Here is an 18150-nt window from a genome sequence, read left to right on the forward strand (position 1 = left end):
GTGGGCTTGTTGCGAAAAGAACATATCGGACATGACCTGGATGATGTGGCCGCTACCCTGGCACACCGTGACATCCTGCTAAAAAAGCCTTTCCTGAAAAAGCTTTATGAAGAATGGTATGGTGGTTTTTTGAAACGGTTGAAAGAAGCCCCTGAGGGTGATACGGTGGAGATCGGTTCGGGTGGAGGCTTTCTGAAAGACATGGCGCCTTTTGTGATCACATCCGATATACAGGATATTCCGCATTGCGATAAAACATTTGCCGCAGAGGAACTTCCTTTTGCTCCGGGGACCCTCAATGGTATTTTTATGCTGAATGTGTTGCATCATATCCCGAATGTTGATGCTTTTCTGGAAAAAGCCCGGGAAACGCTCAAGCGCGACGGGATCATCTACATGGTTGAGCCGGCCACCACCCTATGGAGCCGCTGGGTTTATACCAGGCTGCATCATGAGCCGTTCGATCCTTCCGCGAAGACATGGACATTTCCGTCGTCCGGACCTATGTCCGGCGCAAACGGAGCTTTACCGTGGATCATCTTTAACCGCGACCGCAAGTTATTTGAAGAAAAATACCCCACCCTGACCATTGAACGTATCTCCCTTTCGACCCCGTTCAGATACCTCATGAGTGGCGGGTTTTCATACAAGTCTTTGGTGCCACACTCGACTTTTCGTTTATTTACGCTGGCAGAAGCCCTGGGCAAGCCTCTTTTCCCCTGGCTGGCCATGTTTCAAATGATTGTTATCCGAAAAAATGCCTGAGTCAACGGAATCACCTGCATCCCCGAATATTTTCCATTCGCATTTCGAGAAATTTGCGGACCGCTATCCTGCATACCGCCGTCGGTTTAAGTATTACTGGTCTGCCCTTTTGAATTTCTTCAACTATTACATTCATGAGGAGAACTCCGTACTGGAGATCGGTTGCGGAAGCGGAGAAACGCTGGCAAGCCTGAAAGGGCATTCGCGTACAGGGATCGATTTCAGTGAGGCCATGATCGCCAAAGCCAGGGAGCGTCATCCCGATCTGACATTTCATGTGATGGATGCGGCCAACATCAAACTGGATCAGAAGTATGACGTGGTCGTACTGTCAAACGTAATCGGGTATTTCTCGAACGTTCAGGATGTGATGGAGTCGGTGAGGGGGGTATGTCATGATCGCACCCGCATCCTGGTTTCATATTATAATTTTTTGTGGGAGCCGGCACTGGAAGTAGGCGAGTGGCTGGGGTTGAAAAAGAAGAGTCCCCGGCAGAACTGGCTTTCCGAAATGGATATCAGGAACATCCTGACCTTGTCCGGCTTTGAATGTTATCGCTCAACCCGTGGTATGTTGTTACCCGTGAACATACCGGTGGTTTCGTGGATTTTGAACAAGTATATCGCCACACTTCCCATCTTTCGGATGTTCTGTCTGAACAAATATTTGTGCGCGCGACCTGTTCCGGTAAAGGCGGCGGACAATAAGTATTCAACCACAGTGGTGATCCCGGCCAGGAACGAGAGTGGTAATATCGAGGATGCACTCAAGCGCATGCCGGTATTTGGAAAGTCGGTGGAGGTGATCTTTGTGGAAGGAAACAGCACGGATGATACCTGGCAAAAGATCCAGGATGTATGTAAGGCGTATGAAGGGCCCTGTAAGCTGGTATATACCAGACAAGAAGGCAAGGGCAAGGGAGATGCAGTCAGGAAGGGCTATTCTATGGCCACGGGAGATATCCTGATGATCCTGGATGCGGACCTGACGGTTCCACCGGAAGAACTGCCGAAGTTTTATGATGCCCTGGCAAGCGGAAAGGGAGAATTCATTAATGGCTCCCGGTTGGTTTACCCTATGGAAAAACAGGCCATGCGCTTCCTGAATCTTCTTGGCAACAAATTCTTCAGCATGGTATTCACGTGGATTCTGAATAATCCGATCAAGGACAGTCTGTGTGGCACCAAGGTGCTCTTAAGGGAAGATTATGAGAAATTGGCGGCGAACAGGCACTTTTTCGGTGACTTTGATCCATTCGGTGATTTTGATCTTCTGTTTGGTGCACACAAATTGAACCTGAAGATCATAGACCTGCCTATCCGATACCGCGAACGTACATATGGCGATACGAACATATCCCGTTTCTCACACGGGTTTTTGCTACTGCGCATGTGTGTATACGCAGCTCAAAAAATAAAATTCAGGGTGATTTAAGCGTAAATCCTAAGATTAGGCAGGCCTGTCGAGCCGTACGTTAACGGCTTTTTTGCCCCGGTCACCGTCCACAACCTCGTAAGTTACGGCATCTCCGTCAGCAATTTTATCCACCAGACCGCTTACATGGAAGAAAACGTCTTTTCCTGAGTCGGATTGGGTAATGAATCCGAAACCTTTCTCCGTGTTATAGAACTTCACGGTACCATTTTGCAATTCGCTCATAATAGAATTCATTCTGCGGATAACCGCGTGATTATTGATCTCAGTTCCGGACAGGACTACCAATAATTCGTAACTCTACCCCCTACTGATTACACAATACTAAGAAATAATTTCAGCAAAATCCAAAAAAGTAACGAAATTTTGAAACCCGGCAAAGTAACGTTGCGTTAAAGAATGCACATAGTAATGGGGGTTTTGTTTACATGGAAGTTGCCCGGTCTTTAAGGTCGGGCAATTTCTTTTTTTAAGGATTTACCCAGGTATTGGAACCTCCCATCCTTACTTTTTCAAGCTTGGGTCAAGGGCAAAGGCGCGACTGAAATAGAAGTTAGCGGGCTCTGTTTCCCCCTTGTTGTAATAAGTGATGGCCAGATTAAAGTTCAGTTTGGCATCGTCCGGGTGTTTTTGGATCCCCCTCAACAAAGTACCTATCGCCTGTTCATAGTCATTTTTCATCCCGTAGAGTATCCCCAGCCCCGTCATGTGTTCCGGCTTATCACTGTGAAATTCGTTTACAAGCCGCTCCATATATGGCAGGGCTTCATCCACCCGCCCCAGGCCATTCCCCAGTGACAAAGCAATACTGTAATGGGTATTGATATGACTGGGTTGCAGTTGAAGCACATTCCTGAAGCAGGTCACCGCTTGTTCATGTAGCCCCATTTTTTGATAAACCATGCCCAGGTTATACCAGGCATGATGGAATTTGGGGTTGATCTGTGTAGCCGCTGTAAGCTCCGCAATGGCCTCCTGCATTCTCGGATCATTTTTGTTATCTCCCGCTACTGCGTTCAACTCCATGCCATAGAACATGCGAATCAAAGCGCTGTTTGGCGCATGTTTGCTATCGGTACCATACAAACTTAAGTTGCTTGCCCATGCGGGGTTCCGGTGCCAGGTCTTAAACAGTCCGAGGCACATGATCAAACCGGTCACAAGCCAGGCCATCCGGGTGGCATTCTCCTTAGAGGTTTTTAAACGGTGTAATAAGGCGGCTGTCAGAACAGAGAACCCAACCGATGGAGTGTATAGAAATCGCTCTGCCAAAGGCGTTCCGGTATTAACCACGATGTTGGATGCTACCGAAAAAGTGATGATATACCACACGATCCCGTAGGCCATAATGCGGTCTTTCTTCCATTGACGCCATCCGAACAATGCCAGTCCGCCCCACACAATAATCGAAAGCCATGGTAAAAGGTCCGACCATCCTGAATATGGAATCTGATGATACGAATAATCAAAGGACAATGGATGAGGCCATACCAGCAAGCCAAGATAACGCATGGTGTTAGCCAGAATGGAGGCCCATTTTTCTGCCGGACTGGCCAGTAAAAAAGGATTGAACATCACATCATATGCCTGAGATGCAGCATCTCCGAAGCCCACAAAGGATATACGCATGGTCAGATAACCCACCGCAGCGATCACCATGGGAACGGCGGCCTTCATACTGTCTGAAGGTTTTTCTTTTCCAAAGGCCCAGAGTGAGAAGGGGATGAGGGCCACGAAGGTGATGGCACTTTCCTTGGCCGTCATCGCAATGAACAGGTATAGGGCGGCAAGCCACTTATGTCGGAATCCGGGTTTTAATGCCACCAGCAAGGCCATCAGCGAAAAGAGAAGGGAAAGGATTTCATCCAGACTTTTAATATTGGCAACCACTTCTGTGTGCAACGGGTGTACAAGAAACAGCAATGCACTGACCATGGATATCCATTCACTTCCCGGAATGTTAAGGCGATTAACCAGTCGGTAGATCAACCAGGCGGTGACCGCATACAGCAGGATGTTGACGAGGTGCCCTAATCCGGGTTGCAATCCCAACAGCTGGTATTGGATGGCAAAGAAGGTAGCCGATAGCGGACGATATCTGTTCAGCGATTCACCATAAACGCCGGTGAAGACATCGTGCGTCCAGATGTCCGGGATGCCCGAAAAACCTTTGAGGGTGAACTGATTTCCGGTGATGAAGAGGTAGTCATCCAGCACGTAGCCATAGAAAATTGTCTGTCCGTACAGGAGCAAACTCAATAAGACAAAGGCAATAATGGGGTATCGAAAAAATAGGTTCACAGGATGAACTTGGTTGACTTGACAAAATAATGATATTTTTAAGACATCAAATAATCATTCCGTGCTGTCAGGAAAAAAAATCGTAGTTGTCATGCCGGCGTATAACGCCAGCAAAACCCTTGAGCAAACCTATCGGGAGATTCCGATGGATGTGGTCGATGAGGTGGTGCTGGTGGATGATGCGAGTCCCGATGAAACAGCCCAGGAAGCAACACGCCTCGGGATCCGGCACGTGATACGTCACCCTTCCAACCGTGGGTATGGAGGCAATCAGAAAACCTGCTACGACAAGGCATTGGAGCTGGGCGCGGATATTGTGATCATGATCCATCCGGATTACCAATACACACCCAAGCTGGTGATCGCCATGGCCAGTATCATCGCGAATGATGTCTACCCTGTGGTATTGGGCAGCCGCATTCTCGGCAAGGGAGCACTGAAGGGAGGAATGCCGCTTTACAAATACATCGCCAACCGCTTGCTGACCTTTGTTCAGAATTTGCTTCTGGGAGAAAAGTTAAGTGAGTATCATACCGGCTACCGGGCGTTTGGCAAAGAAGTACTTGAGCACATTTCTTACCATAAGAACTCTGATGATTTTGTGTTTGATAACCAAATGCTGTCACAAATTGTGATGGCCGGGTATGAGATTGCCGAGGTAACGTGCCCGACCAAGTATTTCAAAGGAGCCTCCTCCATTAATTTCAGTCGCAGTGTGACCTATGGTCTGGGGGTGCTACGTACGTCGCTGAGTCATTTTCTTCATTCAGCGGGCTTGGTTCGCAATGACCTGTACACGACCAGAACCGGAAAACAAGGATGATAGCATCCGAACCACAATGTGTGTTTTGTCATGGGCATGCCTGCGCCAACCTGTTTCCGACAACGGATATTGCCGGTGATACTTATGATGTGTTCTCCTGTGAGGATTGCGGTGCATGGTTTCTCTATCCGTATCCGACATCTGAGCAACTGAATGCGGCGTATGATGATAGCTACTATGGAGAAGAGGACGAGAAATTCGAAGGGATGGTTGAACGGGTGCTGGATTACTTCAGGCATAACCGTGCCAAGCGGTTGGCAAAATGGATTCCGAAACATGGTGCTGTTCTGGATCTTGGTTGTGGAAGCGGTGGCTTTCTGGATGCGTTATCTTCCTGCGGATCATATAAACTGTTTGGGATAGAGCGACCGGGAAAAGCAGCAGAACGGGCCTCAAGAATCCCTAATCTCAAACTTAAAACCGGCGAACTGGAGGCGCATGATTTTCCTGCTGCCAGTCTGGATGCCGTGACCTTGTTTCATGTGATTGAACATCTTCCGGAACCCGTCAAGTACCTGAAAATCATCTCGAACATTTTAAAGCCGGGAGGCGTGTTGATGATATCATACCCGAATGCGGGCAGCAGGCAGGCAGCGTGGTTCAAAGGCAGGTGGTTGCACCTGGACCCGCCCAGGCATTTGTGGCTGATGCCACCGGATTCACTGACCAAAGCACTGGAGCCTCTCGGGTTTTCACTGGAGTCAGAACATCATTTCAGTATCGAGTATAACCCTTTCGGATATCAGCAGAGTATTCTGAATATTTTCTTCAAAAAGAGGGAATTGCTATACGAATATCTGAAAGGAAATAAAGATTACACTGCCGATCAGCCGGGTTGGTTACTTAGGTTGATGAAGTTGGGTTATATCCTCACCTTTCCGTTGTTTATGTTGATGGATATGGTGGATGCACTGGGGAAGAGGGGCGGTACCGTTTATTTGGTTTTCCGAAAGACCGGCTCCAACACTGCCTCCACAGGAAAGTGATCCGAATACCTTTTGGGCATGATCTGAAATCCCGTTGTCCTGAAATAGTCATTGTGAAGGATGTAGTCTATCCTTACCCCCGGAAAAATACCGGCATACGTTTTCCCCCATCCGTACCCTTTTTCGAGAAATGAATCCTGCAAGCCATCTGAGATGGTGCGATAAGCATATGAAATAGGGGAGTCATTAAAGTCACCGCAAACGATCATGGGGTAAGGACATTGCTGCATGTGCCCGTGGATCTGTTCTGCCTGCCGTGCTCTTCTGACAAAAGCGTCCCTCAGTTTGGAAACGATGCGTTTGGAATCTTCCAACTGGCCTTCACCTTCTTCAAGTTTCTCGAGGAACTGGTAGTCCTTTGCCTGGAAGTGGATAGATTGCAGGTGCATGTTATAAATGCGAACCGTGTCATGATGCATGACCACATCCGTGAATATGCAAATGTTGTTGGATGATTTCTCCGAGGAGATCACGCCTTTGTTCACAATGGGGTAGGCGCTGAATGTGGCGATGCCAAAGTGTTGTTTGTGTTTCTCAACGTAGGCGGTGTATTCAATATGTGCATGCCTGGCTTTTCCCAGGCGTTTGATCACCTCGGCTTCCGTAATGTGAATGGTGGTATCCTGCGCGAAGAATTCCTGGAAACAGAAGATATCCGCCTGGTCCTGTTCCAGGAAAAGAAGCATGCTGTCTTTGGTCTCCTTCCGGTTTGTCCAGTTGTAATAGTCAAACAGGCGAATGTTGTAAGACATCACCCTGATCTGTTCATGGCCATCCGACACATCATCTGAGTCTGCGTAACCCACCTGAATAAACTGGCCCAGCGGACTGCAGCCCAGGATAAATATCCCAAGGGCAGGAAGAAAGAACCGGTCTCTCCTGATGGCCCAATAAATGCTCAGGATCAGATTAGACGCAAGCAGGATGGGGTAGAAGAGCCCGAGGAAAGCAAACGGCCAAAGTGTTTTGGGTGAAATCTGCGGGGAGAAAACGGCCAGGATCAATGCGGCACCAAGCAGCACATGCAGCGTGATCAGGAGAAAACGAACGGGGCGTCTTTTTTTCAACGCAATGGTTATTGGTCCTGGCTATATCTGAACAATTTGTCTTTCTCGTCTTTGCTCAGGCTTTCATAGCCTGACTTTCCGATCTTGTCCAGTATGGCATTCAGTTCTTCTTCTTTGCTTTTCTTCTCCAGGTTATAATCCTCGTCAGGCACAAAACGTCGTTTCCCTCCAGGGGTCTTTCTCAGATTCGAACGTTTGCCTTTGCGTGGACTGAATACCGAAATCAACCGGTTGAACCCGCCGGCCGGATTTTTTCCCTGCCGGTCTCTCAGGAAAAACCAATAACCGAAAGCGGAACCTCCGAGATGAGAAACATGTCCGCCCATGTTATCCAGATTGGCAATGTTCAGTAAGTCAAAAACCACCAGTACCAAAAGAATGTATTTGATCTTGACGGGTCCTATAAGAATAAAATTAAGTTCGTAATTCGGTACCGTTGCGGTGATCATAAACATAACGGCGCATATCGCGGCGGAAGCACCGATGGCGCTGTTCCCAATGGGAAGGCCCGGGAAGGCATAATGAAAGATCATGGACAATGCCACTCCTGCGAATCCTCCATAGACATAAACAGCCAGGATCTTTGATTGACCAAGGATGCTCATGAAAATCTTTCCGAACATAAACAGCAGGATCATATTCCAGAACAGGTGCCAGAAGTCATACTGTACAAACATATGGGTGATGAGGGTCCACGGTTTGAACAGAAGTTCAACTATGTCGTATGGTACAGCGATCCAGGAAATGAATGAAAGAAATGCTTCGTGGGCTTCGGCTTTATCCTGCAGTCCAAAAACGAAAATAAGTCTGGCCAGGAGGCAGACCAGAAACACGGCCAGGTTCACCATGATCAGCCGGGTGATCACATTTCCCGACCGGAAAGAACTTTTTATTTCGTCAACCAGATGAGCCATGGCCTAAAGTATTCGCCGTCCTTTGCTTTCCCAGTATTTGATCACAAGAAAACCGACGAGTGCGCCGCCTACGTGAGCAAAATGAGCAACGCTGTCGCCAGGAGAAGGGTTTATGCCCGAGAATAATTCAAACAGCGCCATGATGGCAACAAAGTATTTTGCTTTTAATGGAATAGGAGGGAAGAGAAGCATTAGCATAACATTTGGAAACAGGAGCCCGAATCCTGCAAGTATACCGAAAACCGCACCGGAGGCACCGACCATCCCTACATTGGTAAAACCCCTCAGGAAAAGATCGGCGTACTCTCTTGATCTTTCATCCATAGAAGGACCCTGGCTGTTGCGGTATTCAACTTCCGTAAAATGGATCATGTCCTCTTTGGTTGTGAATGTAATGTCCGGGATCAGCTGCGGGTCGATATACCCATGGTATTCTTGCGCTAGTACAAAAAAATCGTCCGGGTTAGGGGCGCTTTTGTATGCTTCGATCTGATTCTCGACCTTGTTAATCTCGATGGTATTAACCCCAAGTTGAATGAAACCTGCACCCAGTCCGCAGATCATATAAAAGATGAGGAATTTCTTCGCACCCCAAACCTGTTCAAGGGTCCGGCCGAACATCCATAGCGAAAACATGTTAAATGCCAGGTGCATAAGATTACCGTGCATGAACATGTGTGTGATCAGCTGATGCGGCATGAATTTTTCCGAACGGAAATGGTGTAGACCTAGAATGTCATTCAGGTCGATCCCTTTTCCGGCCAGGCCATAAGTCGCCATCAACATCAGCGCGTTGATGATCAGAAGATTTTTGATCACCACCGGCATTCCGGCGAATATTCCTCCTCTCTGGTCGTTGAATCTCATCTGCTTTTGAATATTTGGCGTATGCTGTCCAGGGTCAGTGTCGTTACTGTCGGACGACCATCCGGTGATACATAAGGCTGGCGGCATGCAAACAAGCCGTCTATCAGGTTGTCCATTTCCTCAGAGCCGAGTGCTTTTCCTGCTTTGACAGAAGCATTGCGTGCCAGGCTGCGTGCCAGGTTTTCCCTTTTTGGCAGACTGAACCTGCTGCGGTTGTTTTTGTATTGTTCTACCAGGGATTCTATCTGTTCCTTCGGTTCTCCCGGTCCCAGGTCTGCGGGCATGCCGTGCACCACCACGCTGTGTTTTCCAAAATGTGCCAGGTCAAAACCAAGGGCTTTCACGTCGTCTTCGATCTCCATTAAAATGTCGTAATCTTCCCGTGACAATTCTACATTCTCGGGGAAGAGCAGCTGTTGTGACTGGCCCTGGTGTAACTCAAGCTGGTCCAGAAAGCGTTCAAACAGGATGCGCTCATGCGCCAGTTGCTGGTCGATGATCATCACGCCGGATTTGACCTGGGTCAGGATGAAGGTATTGTGCAACTGAGCGCGGACCTTGGTGCTGCTGGAGTCCTGGGTATTGTTCCATTCCGGAGAAATGATGTGCTGTTCTTCCTGTGCCTCCTCTGCTTCACCGGCATCTTCCCTGAACATAGCCTGGGTAAAACGCATGGCATCTTCGACTGAAGGCCCGTGTTTTTCGGTTTTGGCGCGGAAAGGGTTGTAATCTTTGTCCACCTTTACCTCCGGCGCAGATACCTTCTGACCCGGCGTGGGTGGCGGAAGGTGACTGAATGCACTTTCCTGCTCGAAGTCCAGCGCAGGCGATATATTGTATTGCCCCAGGCTGCGCTTGACGGTGGATTGCAGAATGGCATACAGCGCCTTTTCATCCTCGAACTTGATCTCCGTTTTGGTGGGGTGGATGTTGATATCGATCGTATTGGGGTCCACTTCCAGAAATATGAAATAAGATGGATGGGCGTCCCGCTGGATGAGGTCTGTGTAGGCAGACTGCACCGCGTGGTGCAGATAAGAGCTTTTGATAAACCGGTTATTCACAAAGAAGAACTGCTCACCACGGGTTTTGCGTGCAAATTCAGGCTTGCCGATAAAGCCGGTGATCGTTGCCAGGTCCGTGGTTTCTTCCAGGGGCACCAGGCGCTGATTGAAATTTTTTCCGAACAATCCCACGAGTCTTTGCCGTAAGGGGCCGGCAGGAAGCTGGTACACTTCGTTTTCATTGTGATGAAAGCCGAAAGAAATACCGGGATGTGCTATGGCGACCCGGTGAAATTCATCCATGATGTGGCGGGTCTCCACGGGATTGGACTTTAAGAAATTTCTTCGCGCAGGAATATTATAGAAGAGATTTTTGACCTGTATCCGTGTTCCGTCCTGGCAACCTGTGGGCTCGTGATTTACCGGATCGGATCCTTCGATCACGACATGGCTGCCTATCTCATCATCAGGTCTTTTGGTAATCATGTCCACCTGTGCAACGGCGGCAATGCTGGCCAGGGCCTCTCCCCGAAAACCTTTCGTACGGATCGAGAAGATATCATTGGCTGCCTTGATCTTGGAAGTGGCATGACGCTCAAAACAACGTCTGCTATCCGATAGGCTCATGCCGCAACCGTTGTCGGTCACCTGAACCAGGGTGCGACCTGCATCCTTGATCTGAAGATGAATCTGAGAAGCGCCTGCATCAACAGCATTTTCCAGTAATTCCTTGACGATCGATGCGGGGCGTTGGATCACCTCGCCCGCAGCAATCTGATTGGCGACGTGATCTGGTAATATGTCTATGATATCTGCCAACGAAGTATCAAATGTTCAGAAGAAAGTAAGCAATGATAAACAGAACGGCCATGATTACCAATACCCTTCTGTTGGCGCGTCGAATACCTTCGGCCCGTGTCTCATGGCTCGGATGATCCATGATCATGGCCTTGCGGAAGGAAGGCCGGAAGGTATGATTCTCCGGATCCGGGTTGCTTTCTTCCAGAATAGCCCTGCGGCGCTCTTCCAGTCTTTCCCGGTCTTCATCCCAATACCTGGGCTGGTATTCGAAAGCCTTGGGCCGGGACCTTCTGAACATGGATGGAAGATTGGGTAAATTCATAAAGGCCTGTTTTTACAAAGGTACAAGTTCCGTCGTAATGAAGGGGTGATGCTTTGAGTAATTTCAGTTGGTGGTCGCTTCGGTTTGATACGACTGAATCATCATTGAAGAAAAGCATTGATAATTTACACAATAAAAGGGCAGATTATGTTGCCTTGGCAGTTCCCTCGCTATGCTTCGGGATGACAGGAATCATGAGGTTAACGGAAAGATAAAAGTGCGCAACTGATCGGTCAAAATAACAAAATGTCAGTTGCGCACTTTTATCTTTCTCCCATTAAACAAAACGGTCTTGTCATCCCGAAGCATAGCGAGGGATCCAATCTGATCAATTTGGTTTCCTGCCCTCAAGACTTCTGTATCATCAACCTGGAATATCTCAATCCTTCAACATCTGACATGTGAATATCTATATACCACCCCCCTCGATTTTGTCCATTCATTGTGTTTTCTTTGTAGCTGTTAGCGTAACTATGACATTGAAAAAAACAACGAACTTTTTATTAAGCTGGATGGCACCGGCATTCATAGCCATTCCTATGTTTGCGGGGGAAGGAAATGCCACAGCCTCCCAACAGATCGAGCCCGGTAACAAACTACCTCCGTTCCTGTGTTGCGAGGATGCCTGGGCAGATTCGGTCATGGCAGCCCTTAGTCCGGACGAGCGCATCGGACAACTGTTTATGGTAGCTGCCTATTCCAATCTGACGGCATCGCATGAGGAAAAGATCATGGCTTTGGTGAAGGACAGCCATATCGGTGGACTGATATTCATGCAGGGTGGACCGGTCCGTCAGGCCAGACTCACCAACGCTTACCAGAAGGCAGCACGGGTGCCCCTGATGATTGCGATGGATGCCGAGTGGGGACTGGCCATGAGGCTGGACAGCACCGTGAGGTATCCACGCCAGATGACACTGGGCGCCCTGACGGAAGAAAAATGGATAGAAAGAATGGGAAGTGATATCGGAGAACAGATGAACCGTCTTGGCGTGCACGTCAGTTTCTCTCCGGTGGTGGATGTGAATAACAATCCGGCGAATCCGGTGATCGGCAGCAGGTCTTTCGGGGAAGACAAGAGAAATGTAAGCCGTAAGGGAATCGCTTATATGAAAGGACTTCAAAGCCGGAATATTCTTGCCAATGCCAAACATTTTCCCGGCCATGGAGATACCGATAAGGATTCGCACGTTTCATTGCCCGTGGTGAAACACAGCAGAGAACGATTGAATCTGGTGGAACTATATCCCTTCAAGCAACTTGTAGACAGTGGCGTGGGTAGCATCATGGTCGCCCACCTGAATGTCCCTGCACTTGATTCCACAAAAAACCTGGCCACCACCTTATCTCACAATGTGGTGACCGATCTGCTCAAAAAGGAAATGAACTTTCACGGGCTCATCTTTACGGATGCCCTGAGCATGAAAGGAGTGAGCGCCTACCATGGTCCCGGGGAAGTGGATCTCATGGCGCTGCTGGCGGGAAATGATGTGTTGCTGTTTTCTGAAGATGTACCAAAGGCCATTGTTGCCATCAAGGATGCCATTGCCAAAGGAAAGATCACCCAGGAAGATGTGGATGAGCGATGCAAACGCATTCTCATGTTCAAACATTGGGCCGGTCTGGATAAATATAAGCCGGTGAGATTGGAAGGGTTGACAAATGACCTCAATGCAAACAGATATGAACTGGCCAATGCACGGATTGCTGAAGAAGCGGTCACGCTGGTCAAAAACCAGTCTGACCTGCTTCCCCTCCTGAGACCGGATACGCTTAAAGTAGCAGCTGTTGCCATCGGAGGGAAATCCGGAAGCAAACATGAAGACAATGCCTTTATAGATGTGCTGAGGATGTACAATGAAGTGGAGCCGTTTTACATTTCCGCTAACCCGGACCGTGAAGAAGTGTCCAGGCTGCTTACCCAACTGGAGTCCTACAACCTGGTAATCATAGGTGTTCATAATCCCTCCTACAGCCCGTCTTCCAACTTTGGCATCAAAGCGAATGCGGTTAAACTGATCACAAAGATCGCCGAAGAACATACCACCGTACTCAGTCTGTTTGCCAGTCCGTATGCGCTTGAAAAACTCCCGGAACTCATGTCGGCAAATGCGGTGATCGTGTCTTATGAAGACCTTCATTGGCTGCGAAAAATGACCGCGGAGGCGATATGGGGCGCGATCCCGTTCAAGGGCAGAATTCCCGTAAGCATTTCGGATACATACAAAGTGGGACATGGCATTCAAACCAGATCACTGGAACGCCTCCGGTATTCCGTTCCTGAAGGCAGTGGCATGAACCAGAACCTGCTGAGGCAGATAGATACCATCGCCAACAGAGGGATCCGCGAAGGTGCATACCCGGGTTGTCAGGTGCTTGCCGCACGAGACGGTACCATATTTTATTACAAAGCATTCGGATACCACGCCTATGATCGTAAACGTGCCGTGCGAACAGACGACCTGTACGACCTGGCATCTATCACCAAGATCGCTGCAACCACCGCAGCATTCATGCATCTGGTGGACGAAGGCAAGGTGTCTGTGGATGATAGTCTGGGCAAACACCTGTCATTCCCTGCGGGATGTAATAAATCACCCCTTATCATTCGTGATGTGCTTACCCACCAGGCCGGACTCGTGGCATGGATCCCTTTCTGGAAGGAGACCATGAATGGCCGGGAACCGTCCAGGGAATTCTACAGGAGTGTGGCTTCCCCGTCATTTCCCCATCGTGTGTGTAAAGGTCTGTACATCCGTGAGGATTATCCGGATACCATGATCAGGAGGATCGATAACACCCCGATCGTAAACCCGGGCACTTACCTCTACAGTGACCTGGGGTATTATTATATGATGAAGATCATCGAGAAGTATGCCCGTATGCCCCTGGATCAATATGTGGATTCCGTGTTCTACCGGCCCATGGGATTGACGCGGATGACCTACAAACCTTTCCTCAAATTTTCCGATGACCGCATCCCTCCGACAGAGGACGACGTGCTTTTTCGAAAGCAACTGATCAACGCGGAAGTTCATGATCCGGGTGCTGCCATGATGGGAGGTGTTTGCGGACATGCAGGTCTGTTTTCAGATGCCTTCGCACTTGCTTCCATGATGCAAATGTTTTTGCAAAAGGGTGAATACGGAGGGAAACGTTATATCAATAAGACAACCATAGAAGAATTCACCCGGTGTCAGTATTGTGTGAACCAGAACAGGAGGGGGATCGGTTTTGATAAACCGGAGGTGCGTCCGGGCAAAGGCGGTTCGTCATGCAAGTGTGCGTCATACCTGAGCTTCGGTCATTCCGGATTTACCGGAACACTGGCCTGGGCCGATCCGGATAACGGACTGGTGTATATATTTCTCTCCAACCGGGTATGCCCTGATGCGGAAAACAAGAAGATCATGTCGATGGACATCCGGACAGATATCCAGGAGGTGCTCTACAACGCCATGCAATCACAACCTGTGAATCAGGTGGTGGAGAATGATGAGGGGTAATACGGGCCTGATGGTTGTAGATCCCCTGCCTGTCCGGCGAGCATAGCGAGGGATCTCTATATTAAAACAATATGGTTTTCCAAGCATGTGCAGAGCGTTCAAAGATGGCACCATCTAACCTCTAACATCTACCAATCTAAATGCTACGCGTTGGCTACATAAAGATATCTAACACGCAGGCACGACGATATCTGTATTTACCATCCTGATGAATAACCCCGAAGGGGTGAAAGAATTATAGCCCGGTATTTTTTTATGATTTAGGGAAACCCACTCCGCACCGGCTGATAATCATTCTCATTGTACATTCGGCAAACCACAGCCGGTGCGGAGTGGGTTTCTGCAAGGGTCCGCGGGGTATCTGTTTTCTATAATTCTTTCACCCCTTCGGGGTTGGAGAAAAAAGCTGTATTGAGTAATTCCAGGTGACTATCCATCTAACCTCTAACATCTATCCATCTAACCTCTGATATACATCATTCCAGCCTCCACTGCATCTCCAATTCACATGAATCCCATACCTTTGGTTTATGAAGATCGGAATTGTTTGTTACCCCACCTTCGGAGGTAGTGGGGTGGTGGCCACGGAGTTGGGAAAAGCACTTGCCGCACGTGGACATCAGATTCATTTTATTTCCTACAGCCAGCCGGTAAAACTGGATCGTTTTACGCCTAACCTCTATTATCATGAAGTGAGAGTCCAGGATTACCCGCTGTTCGACTATGCCCCATACGAACTGGCACTGACCAGTAAACTTGTGGATGTGGCTCAGTACGAACAACTGGATCTCATGCATGTGCATTATGCCATCCCACATGCCTCAGCAGCGTTTATGGCCCGGCAGATCCTGGCAGACAAAGGCATTCGCCTGCCCTATATCACCACCCTTCACGGTACGGATATCACCCTGGTGGGAAAGGACCGTTCCTATGAACCTGTCATTACATTCGCCATCAACCATTCCGATGGTGTTACCACCGTTTCCGAGAGTCTGAAACAGGATACCGGCAAGTTCTTTGATGTCCGGAGGCCCATTGAGGTAATCCCGAATTTCGTATGCCTTGATGAATATGATACCTCGCTGATCCCGGCGATGAAAAAGCAATTTGCACCCGGGGGACAAAAAGTACTGGTGCATACCTCCAACTTCCGGCCGGTGAAACGGGTAAAAGATGTTGTAAAGATATTCCATAAGGTGCGGGAGGTGATGGATGCCAAGCTGATGTTGATAGGAGATGGTCCGGATAAGGCGGAAGTTGAGGAACTATGCCGGAAGCTGGATATATGCGATGATGTGATCATGATGGGGAAGCACAAAAATGTTGAACCCCTTCTGATGGCGGGTGACCTGTTTTTGCTTACCTCTGAATTTGAAAGCTTCGGATTGGCGGCACTGGAAGCTATGGCGGCTTACCTGCCGGTGATATCATCGAACACGGCCGGTATCCCGGAAGTGAATGAGGACGGCGTCTCCGGTTATTTATGTCCGGTAGGGGATGTTGATATGATGGCCGAGAAGGCGATCTATATCCTGTCTGATGAAGCGCGGCTTGAGAAATTCAGGAAGGGTGCAAGAAAGCGTGCGGAGATGTTTGACCTCCATGCCATACTACCAATGTACGAGGCGTTGTACAAAGGATTGCTGGAGAAGGCCGGCGTCTAACCCCCTACGCGTTTGACTTTGAAGCCGCGTGATGCCAGAAAATCCAGAATGGCATCCCTGAATTTCCCCTGGATGAAGATCTCACCATCCTTCACGCTTCCGCCTGTCGCGAATTTTGATTTGATCGATCTGGCCAGTTCCTGCAGTTCTGCATCCGTTCCCTGAAACCCTTTGATCAGGGTACCTGGCTTTCCCGCCCGGTGCTTTTTTTCGAAATGAACTTCCAGTAACTGATCTTCCGGTGCCACCGGTGTCTCATCACGTTCTTCTTCCGGCGGGGTGTAATCAGGGTTTGTTGAGTATACCAGTTGGCTGAAATCATTCAGGGTCTTCTTCTTTGCGGCCATAAGTATGTTCTTTCTGAAAAGATAAAATTAGCAGATTCTTCAACAATGGCAGTCAGGCATACAGTTTACCGAACGGCTCCTCCTGTATGCTGTTGCTGTATGCTGTTGCTGTTCTTCCTGTAGGTCATGGTATTATTGATCAGGTGGTTGTTGTATTGCTGAATGAATGCCTCCAGGTCCAGAAGGTTCTCATCCCTGACGGCATTTTGCTCTTGCCCCTTTTGGGTCATTGATTCCAGGGTATGCTGAATCACCTGTTCTTTTGTGATCCACTGGTAAACACCTTGTGTATAGGAGATGGCACCGTTCCGGTGATCTGCTGAAAACACGCTGGTGCCAAAACAGAAATAATTTTTTCGGCTAACCGTCAGATCCAGTATGCTCGGAAATACATCGATATGCTGGGTAATCGAAGCGAAGTTGGTGGGTAATGTTTGCCCAGGCATAAAATATAAAATAGGTACAGTAAATGCACCTTTGGGGGTGTGAGCCTGCTCTGAAACCGGCGTACCGGTATGGTCGGCAGTGATGACGAATAATGTCCGCCTGTAAAAATCTTCCTTCTCCAAACGTTTGAACAGCTCCCGCAATGCGATATCTGTATAGCTGATCACTGTTTGTAACGGGTGATCACCGGCGATCACACGATCCTGGTAGTCGTCAGGGACCCGGTAAGGATGATGGGATGAGACGGAGAAAAGGGTTGTGAAGAACGGTTCGGGAAAATGACTGATCTCGGAAGAGAAGTAAGCAAAATACCGGTGGTCGAATATCCCCCATGTGCCATCGTAGCCTTCTTCTCCATGAATGTCTTCATAAGATTCACGGCCGTAGTAGTGTTTAATGCCGGCCAGTCCACAAAAATCATCGAATCCCATCGTTCCTTTATCCACCCCATGAAAAAAAGAAGTGTGATACCCTTCGGATGCAAGTAGGGCCGGCAGCGCATCGATCCGGTTGCCGGCATATACGGATGAGATAAACGGTTGGTCGGATAATGCTGGAATTCCGGCCAGGATGGAGGGCAGTCCTTCGATGGACTTTCTTCCATTTGCAAAGGCTTCGGGAAACCCCGTACCTTCTTTCATCAGGGAATCAAGAAAGGGAGTATAGGAAGGACCGGGACCAGCTGCTGTAAACTCCGATGAAAAACTTTCCAGAATAATGACGACCACATTGGGCCGGAATGGAAGGGCATTGCTTCTGCTTTGGCGGAGGGTTGAAATGCGTCTGTCTGCCTCCTCTTCACTCATAAAGTCAACTTTGCTCAGGTGGGTGCCGGAGGCAGATTTAATAAAGGTAAACGGTGTGTTCAGCGCAAAGGGGATCATCTCCGGTTCTACGTATT

At 48.8% G+C, this 18150-nt stretch carries 15 protein-coding genes; 6 read left to right on the forward strand and 9 right to left on the reverse strand.

Annotated features, from left to right (window positions below):
• Positions 1-9 precede the first annotated feature (9 nt).
• On the forward strand, positions 10-765 hold the full coding sequence (locus tag KDD36_06765; protein ID MCB0396335.1) for a methyltransferase domain-containing protein: 756 nt from the start codon (positions 10-12) through the stop codon (positions 763-765).
• Complete coding sequence (locus tag KDD36_06770) at positions 758-2200, forward strand: glycosyltransferase (GenBank protein ID MCB0396336.1); 1443 nt, start codon at positions 758-760, stop codon at positions 2198-2200. Before KDD36_06765 ends, KDD36_06770 begins: the two co-directional genes overlap by 8 nt.
• A 15-nt stretch (positions 2201-2215) precedes the next feature.
• Here KDD36_06770 and KDD36_06775 read toward each other — a convergent pair whose 3' ends face one another.
• Together KDD36_06775 and KDD36_06780 are read right to left on the reverse strand one after the other, a co-directional pair.
• A complete protein-coding gene (locus KDD36_06775) occupies positions 2216-2416 on the reverse strand; it encodes a cold shock domain-containing protein (GenBank protein MCB0396337.1) in 201 nt (66 codons plus the stop codon).
• A 288-nt stretch (positions 2417-2704) separates the two neighbouring features.
• Positions 2705-4501 carry a tetratricopeptide repeat protein gene (locus KDD36_06780; GenBank protein MCB0396338.1) on the reverse strand — a complete coding sequence of 599 codons (1797 nt, stop codon included), beginning with the start codon at positions 4499-4501 and terminating at the stop codon, positions 2705-2707.
• A gap of 61 nt (positions 4502-4562) precedes the next feature.
• On the opposite strand from KDD36_06780, the gene KDD36_06785 reads away from it, so the two are divergent.
• Both KDD36_06785 and KDD36_06790 read left to right on the forward strand, forming a co-directional pair.
• Positions 4563-5324 carry a glycosyltransferase family 2 protein gene (locus KDD36_06785; protein ID MCB0396339.1) on the forward strand — a complete coding sequence of 254 codons (762 nt, stop codon included), beginning with the start codon at positions 4563-4565 and terminating at the stop codon, positions 5322-5324.
• The gene (locus KDD36_06790) at positions 5321-6310 is read left to right on the forward strand and encodes a class I SAM-dependent methyltransferase (protein ID MCB0396340.1); all 990 of its coding nucleotides are present in this window, start codon (positions 5321-5323) and stop codon (positions 6308-6310) included. Before KDD36_06785 ends, KDD36_06790 begins: the two co-directional genes overlap by 4 nt.
• Here the strand turns inward: KDD36_06790 and KDD36_06795 are convergent.
• The 5 genes from KDD36_06795 to KDD36_06815 are packed head-to-tail and all read right to left on the reverse strand — an operon-like array spanning position 6259 to position 11285.
• Complete coding sequence (locus KDD36_06795; GenBank protein MCB0396341.1) at positions 6259-7377, reverse strand: endonuclease/exonuclease/phosphatase family protein; 1119 nt, start codon at positions 7375-7377, stop codon at positions 6259-6261. The genes KDD36_06790 and KDD36_06795 overlap by 52 nt on opposite strands.
• Before the next feature lie 8 nt (positions 7378-7385).
• On the reverse strand, positions 7386-8291 hold the full coding sequence (locus KDD36_06800) for a rhomboid family intramembrane serine protease (protein MCB0396342.1): 906 nt from the start codon (positions 8289-8291) through the stop codon (positions 7386-7388).
• A gap of 3 nt (positions 8292-8294) precedes the next feature.
• A complete protein-coding gene (locus KDD36_06805) occupies positions 8295-9119 on the reverse strand; it encodes a rhomboid family intramembrane serine protease (GenBank protein MCB0396343.1) in 825 nt (274 codons plus the stop codon).
• A gap of 35 nt (positions 9120-9154) precedes the next feature.
• Complete coding sequence (gene mutL, locus KDD36_06810; GenBank protein ID MCB0396344.1) at positions 9155-10981, reverse strand: DNA mismatch repair endonuclease MutL; 1827 nt, start codon at positions 10979-10981, stop codon at positions 9155-9157.
• 7 nt (positions 10982-10988) lie between these two features.
• Complete coding sequence (locus tag KDD36_06815) at positions 10989-11285, reverse strand: hypothetical protein (protein MCB0396345.1); 297 nt, start codon at positions 11283-11285, stop codon at positions 10989-10991.
• A 479-nt stretch (positions 11286-11764) separates the two neighbouring features.
• Here KDD36_06815 and KDD36_06820 point away from each other — a divergent pair, with 479 nt between their 5' ends.
• Both KDD36_06820 and bshA read left to right on the forward strand, forming a co-directional pair.
• Positions 11765-14791: a serine hydrolase gene (locus tag KDD36_06820; protein MCB0396346.1), complete on the forward strand. Its 3027-nt coding sequence runs from the start codon at positions 11765-11767 to the stop codon at positions 14789-14791.
• A gap of 530 nt (positions 14792-15321) precedes the next feature.
• Positions 15322-16455, forward strand: coding sequence for an N-acetyl-alpha-D-glucosaminyl L-malate synthase BshA (bshA, locus tag KDD36_06825; protein MCB0396347.1), 1134 nt, complete (start codon positions 15322-15324; stop codon positions 16453-16455).
• Here bshA and KDD36_06830 read toward each other — a convergent pair.
• Complete coding sequence (locus KDD36_06830; protein ID MCB0396348.1) at positions 16452-16802, reverse strand: translation initiation factor; 351 nt, start codon at positions 16800-16802, stop codon at positions 16452-16454. The genes bshA and KDD36_06830 overlap by 4 nt on opposite strands.
• A gap of 65 nt (positions 16803-16867) precedes the next feature.
• On the reverse strand, positions 16868-18150 hold a 1283-nt coding region (locus KDD36_06835), incomplete at its 5' end, for an LTA synthase family protein (protein ID MCB0396349.1).

The organism is Flavobacteriales bacterium, from assembly GCA_020435415.1.
Classification (GTDB): Bacteria; Bacteroidota; Bacteroidia; order JACJYZ01; family JACJYZ01; genus JACJYZ01.

Coding starts and splice junctions, on each gene's coding strand:
- KDD36_06770 (MCB0396336.1), top strand. CDS start 758: ATGCCTGAGTCAACGGAATCACCTGCATCCCCGAATATTTTCCATTCG.
- KDD36_06790 (MCB0396340.1), top strand. CDS start 5,321: ATGATAGCATCCGAACCACAATGTGTGTTTTGTCATGGGCATGCCTGC.
- KDD36_06800 (MCB0396342.1), bottom strand. CDS start 8,291: ATGGCTCATCTGGTTGACGAAATAAAAAGTTCTTTCCGGTCGGGAAAT.
- KDD36_06805 (MCB0396343.1), bottom strand. CDS start 9,119: ATGCCGGTGGTGATCAAAAATCTTCTGATCATCAACGCGCTGATGTTG.
- KDD36_06815 (MCB0396345.1), bottom strand. CDS start 11,285: ATGAATTTACCCAATCTTCCATCCATGTTCAGAAGGTCCCGGCCCAAG.
- bshA (MCB0396347.1), top strand. CDS start 15,322: ATGAAGATCGGAATTGTTTGTTACCCCACCTTCGGAGGTAGTGGGGTG.
- KDD36_06830 (MCB0396348.1), bottom strand. CDS start 16,802: ATGGCCGCAAAGAAGAAGACCCTGAATGATTTCAGCCAACTGGTATAC.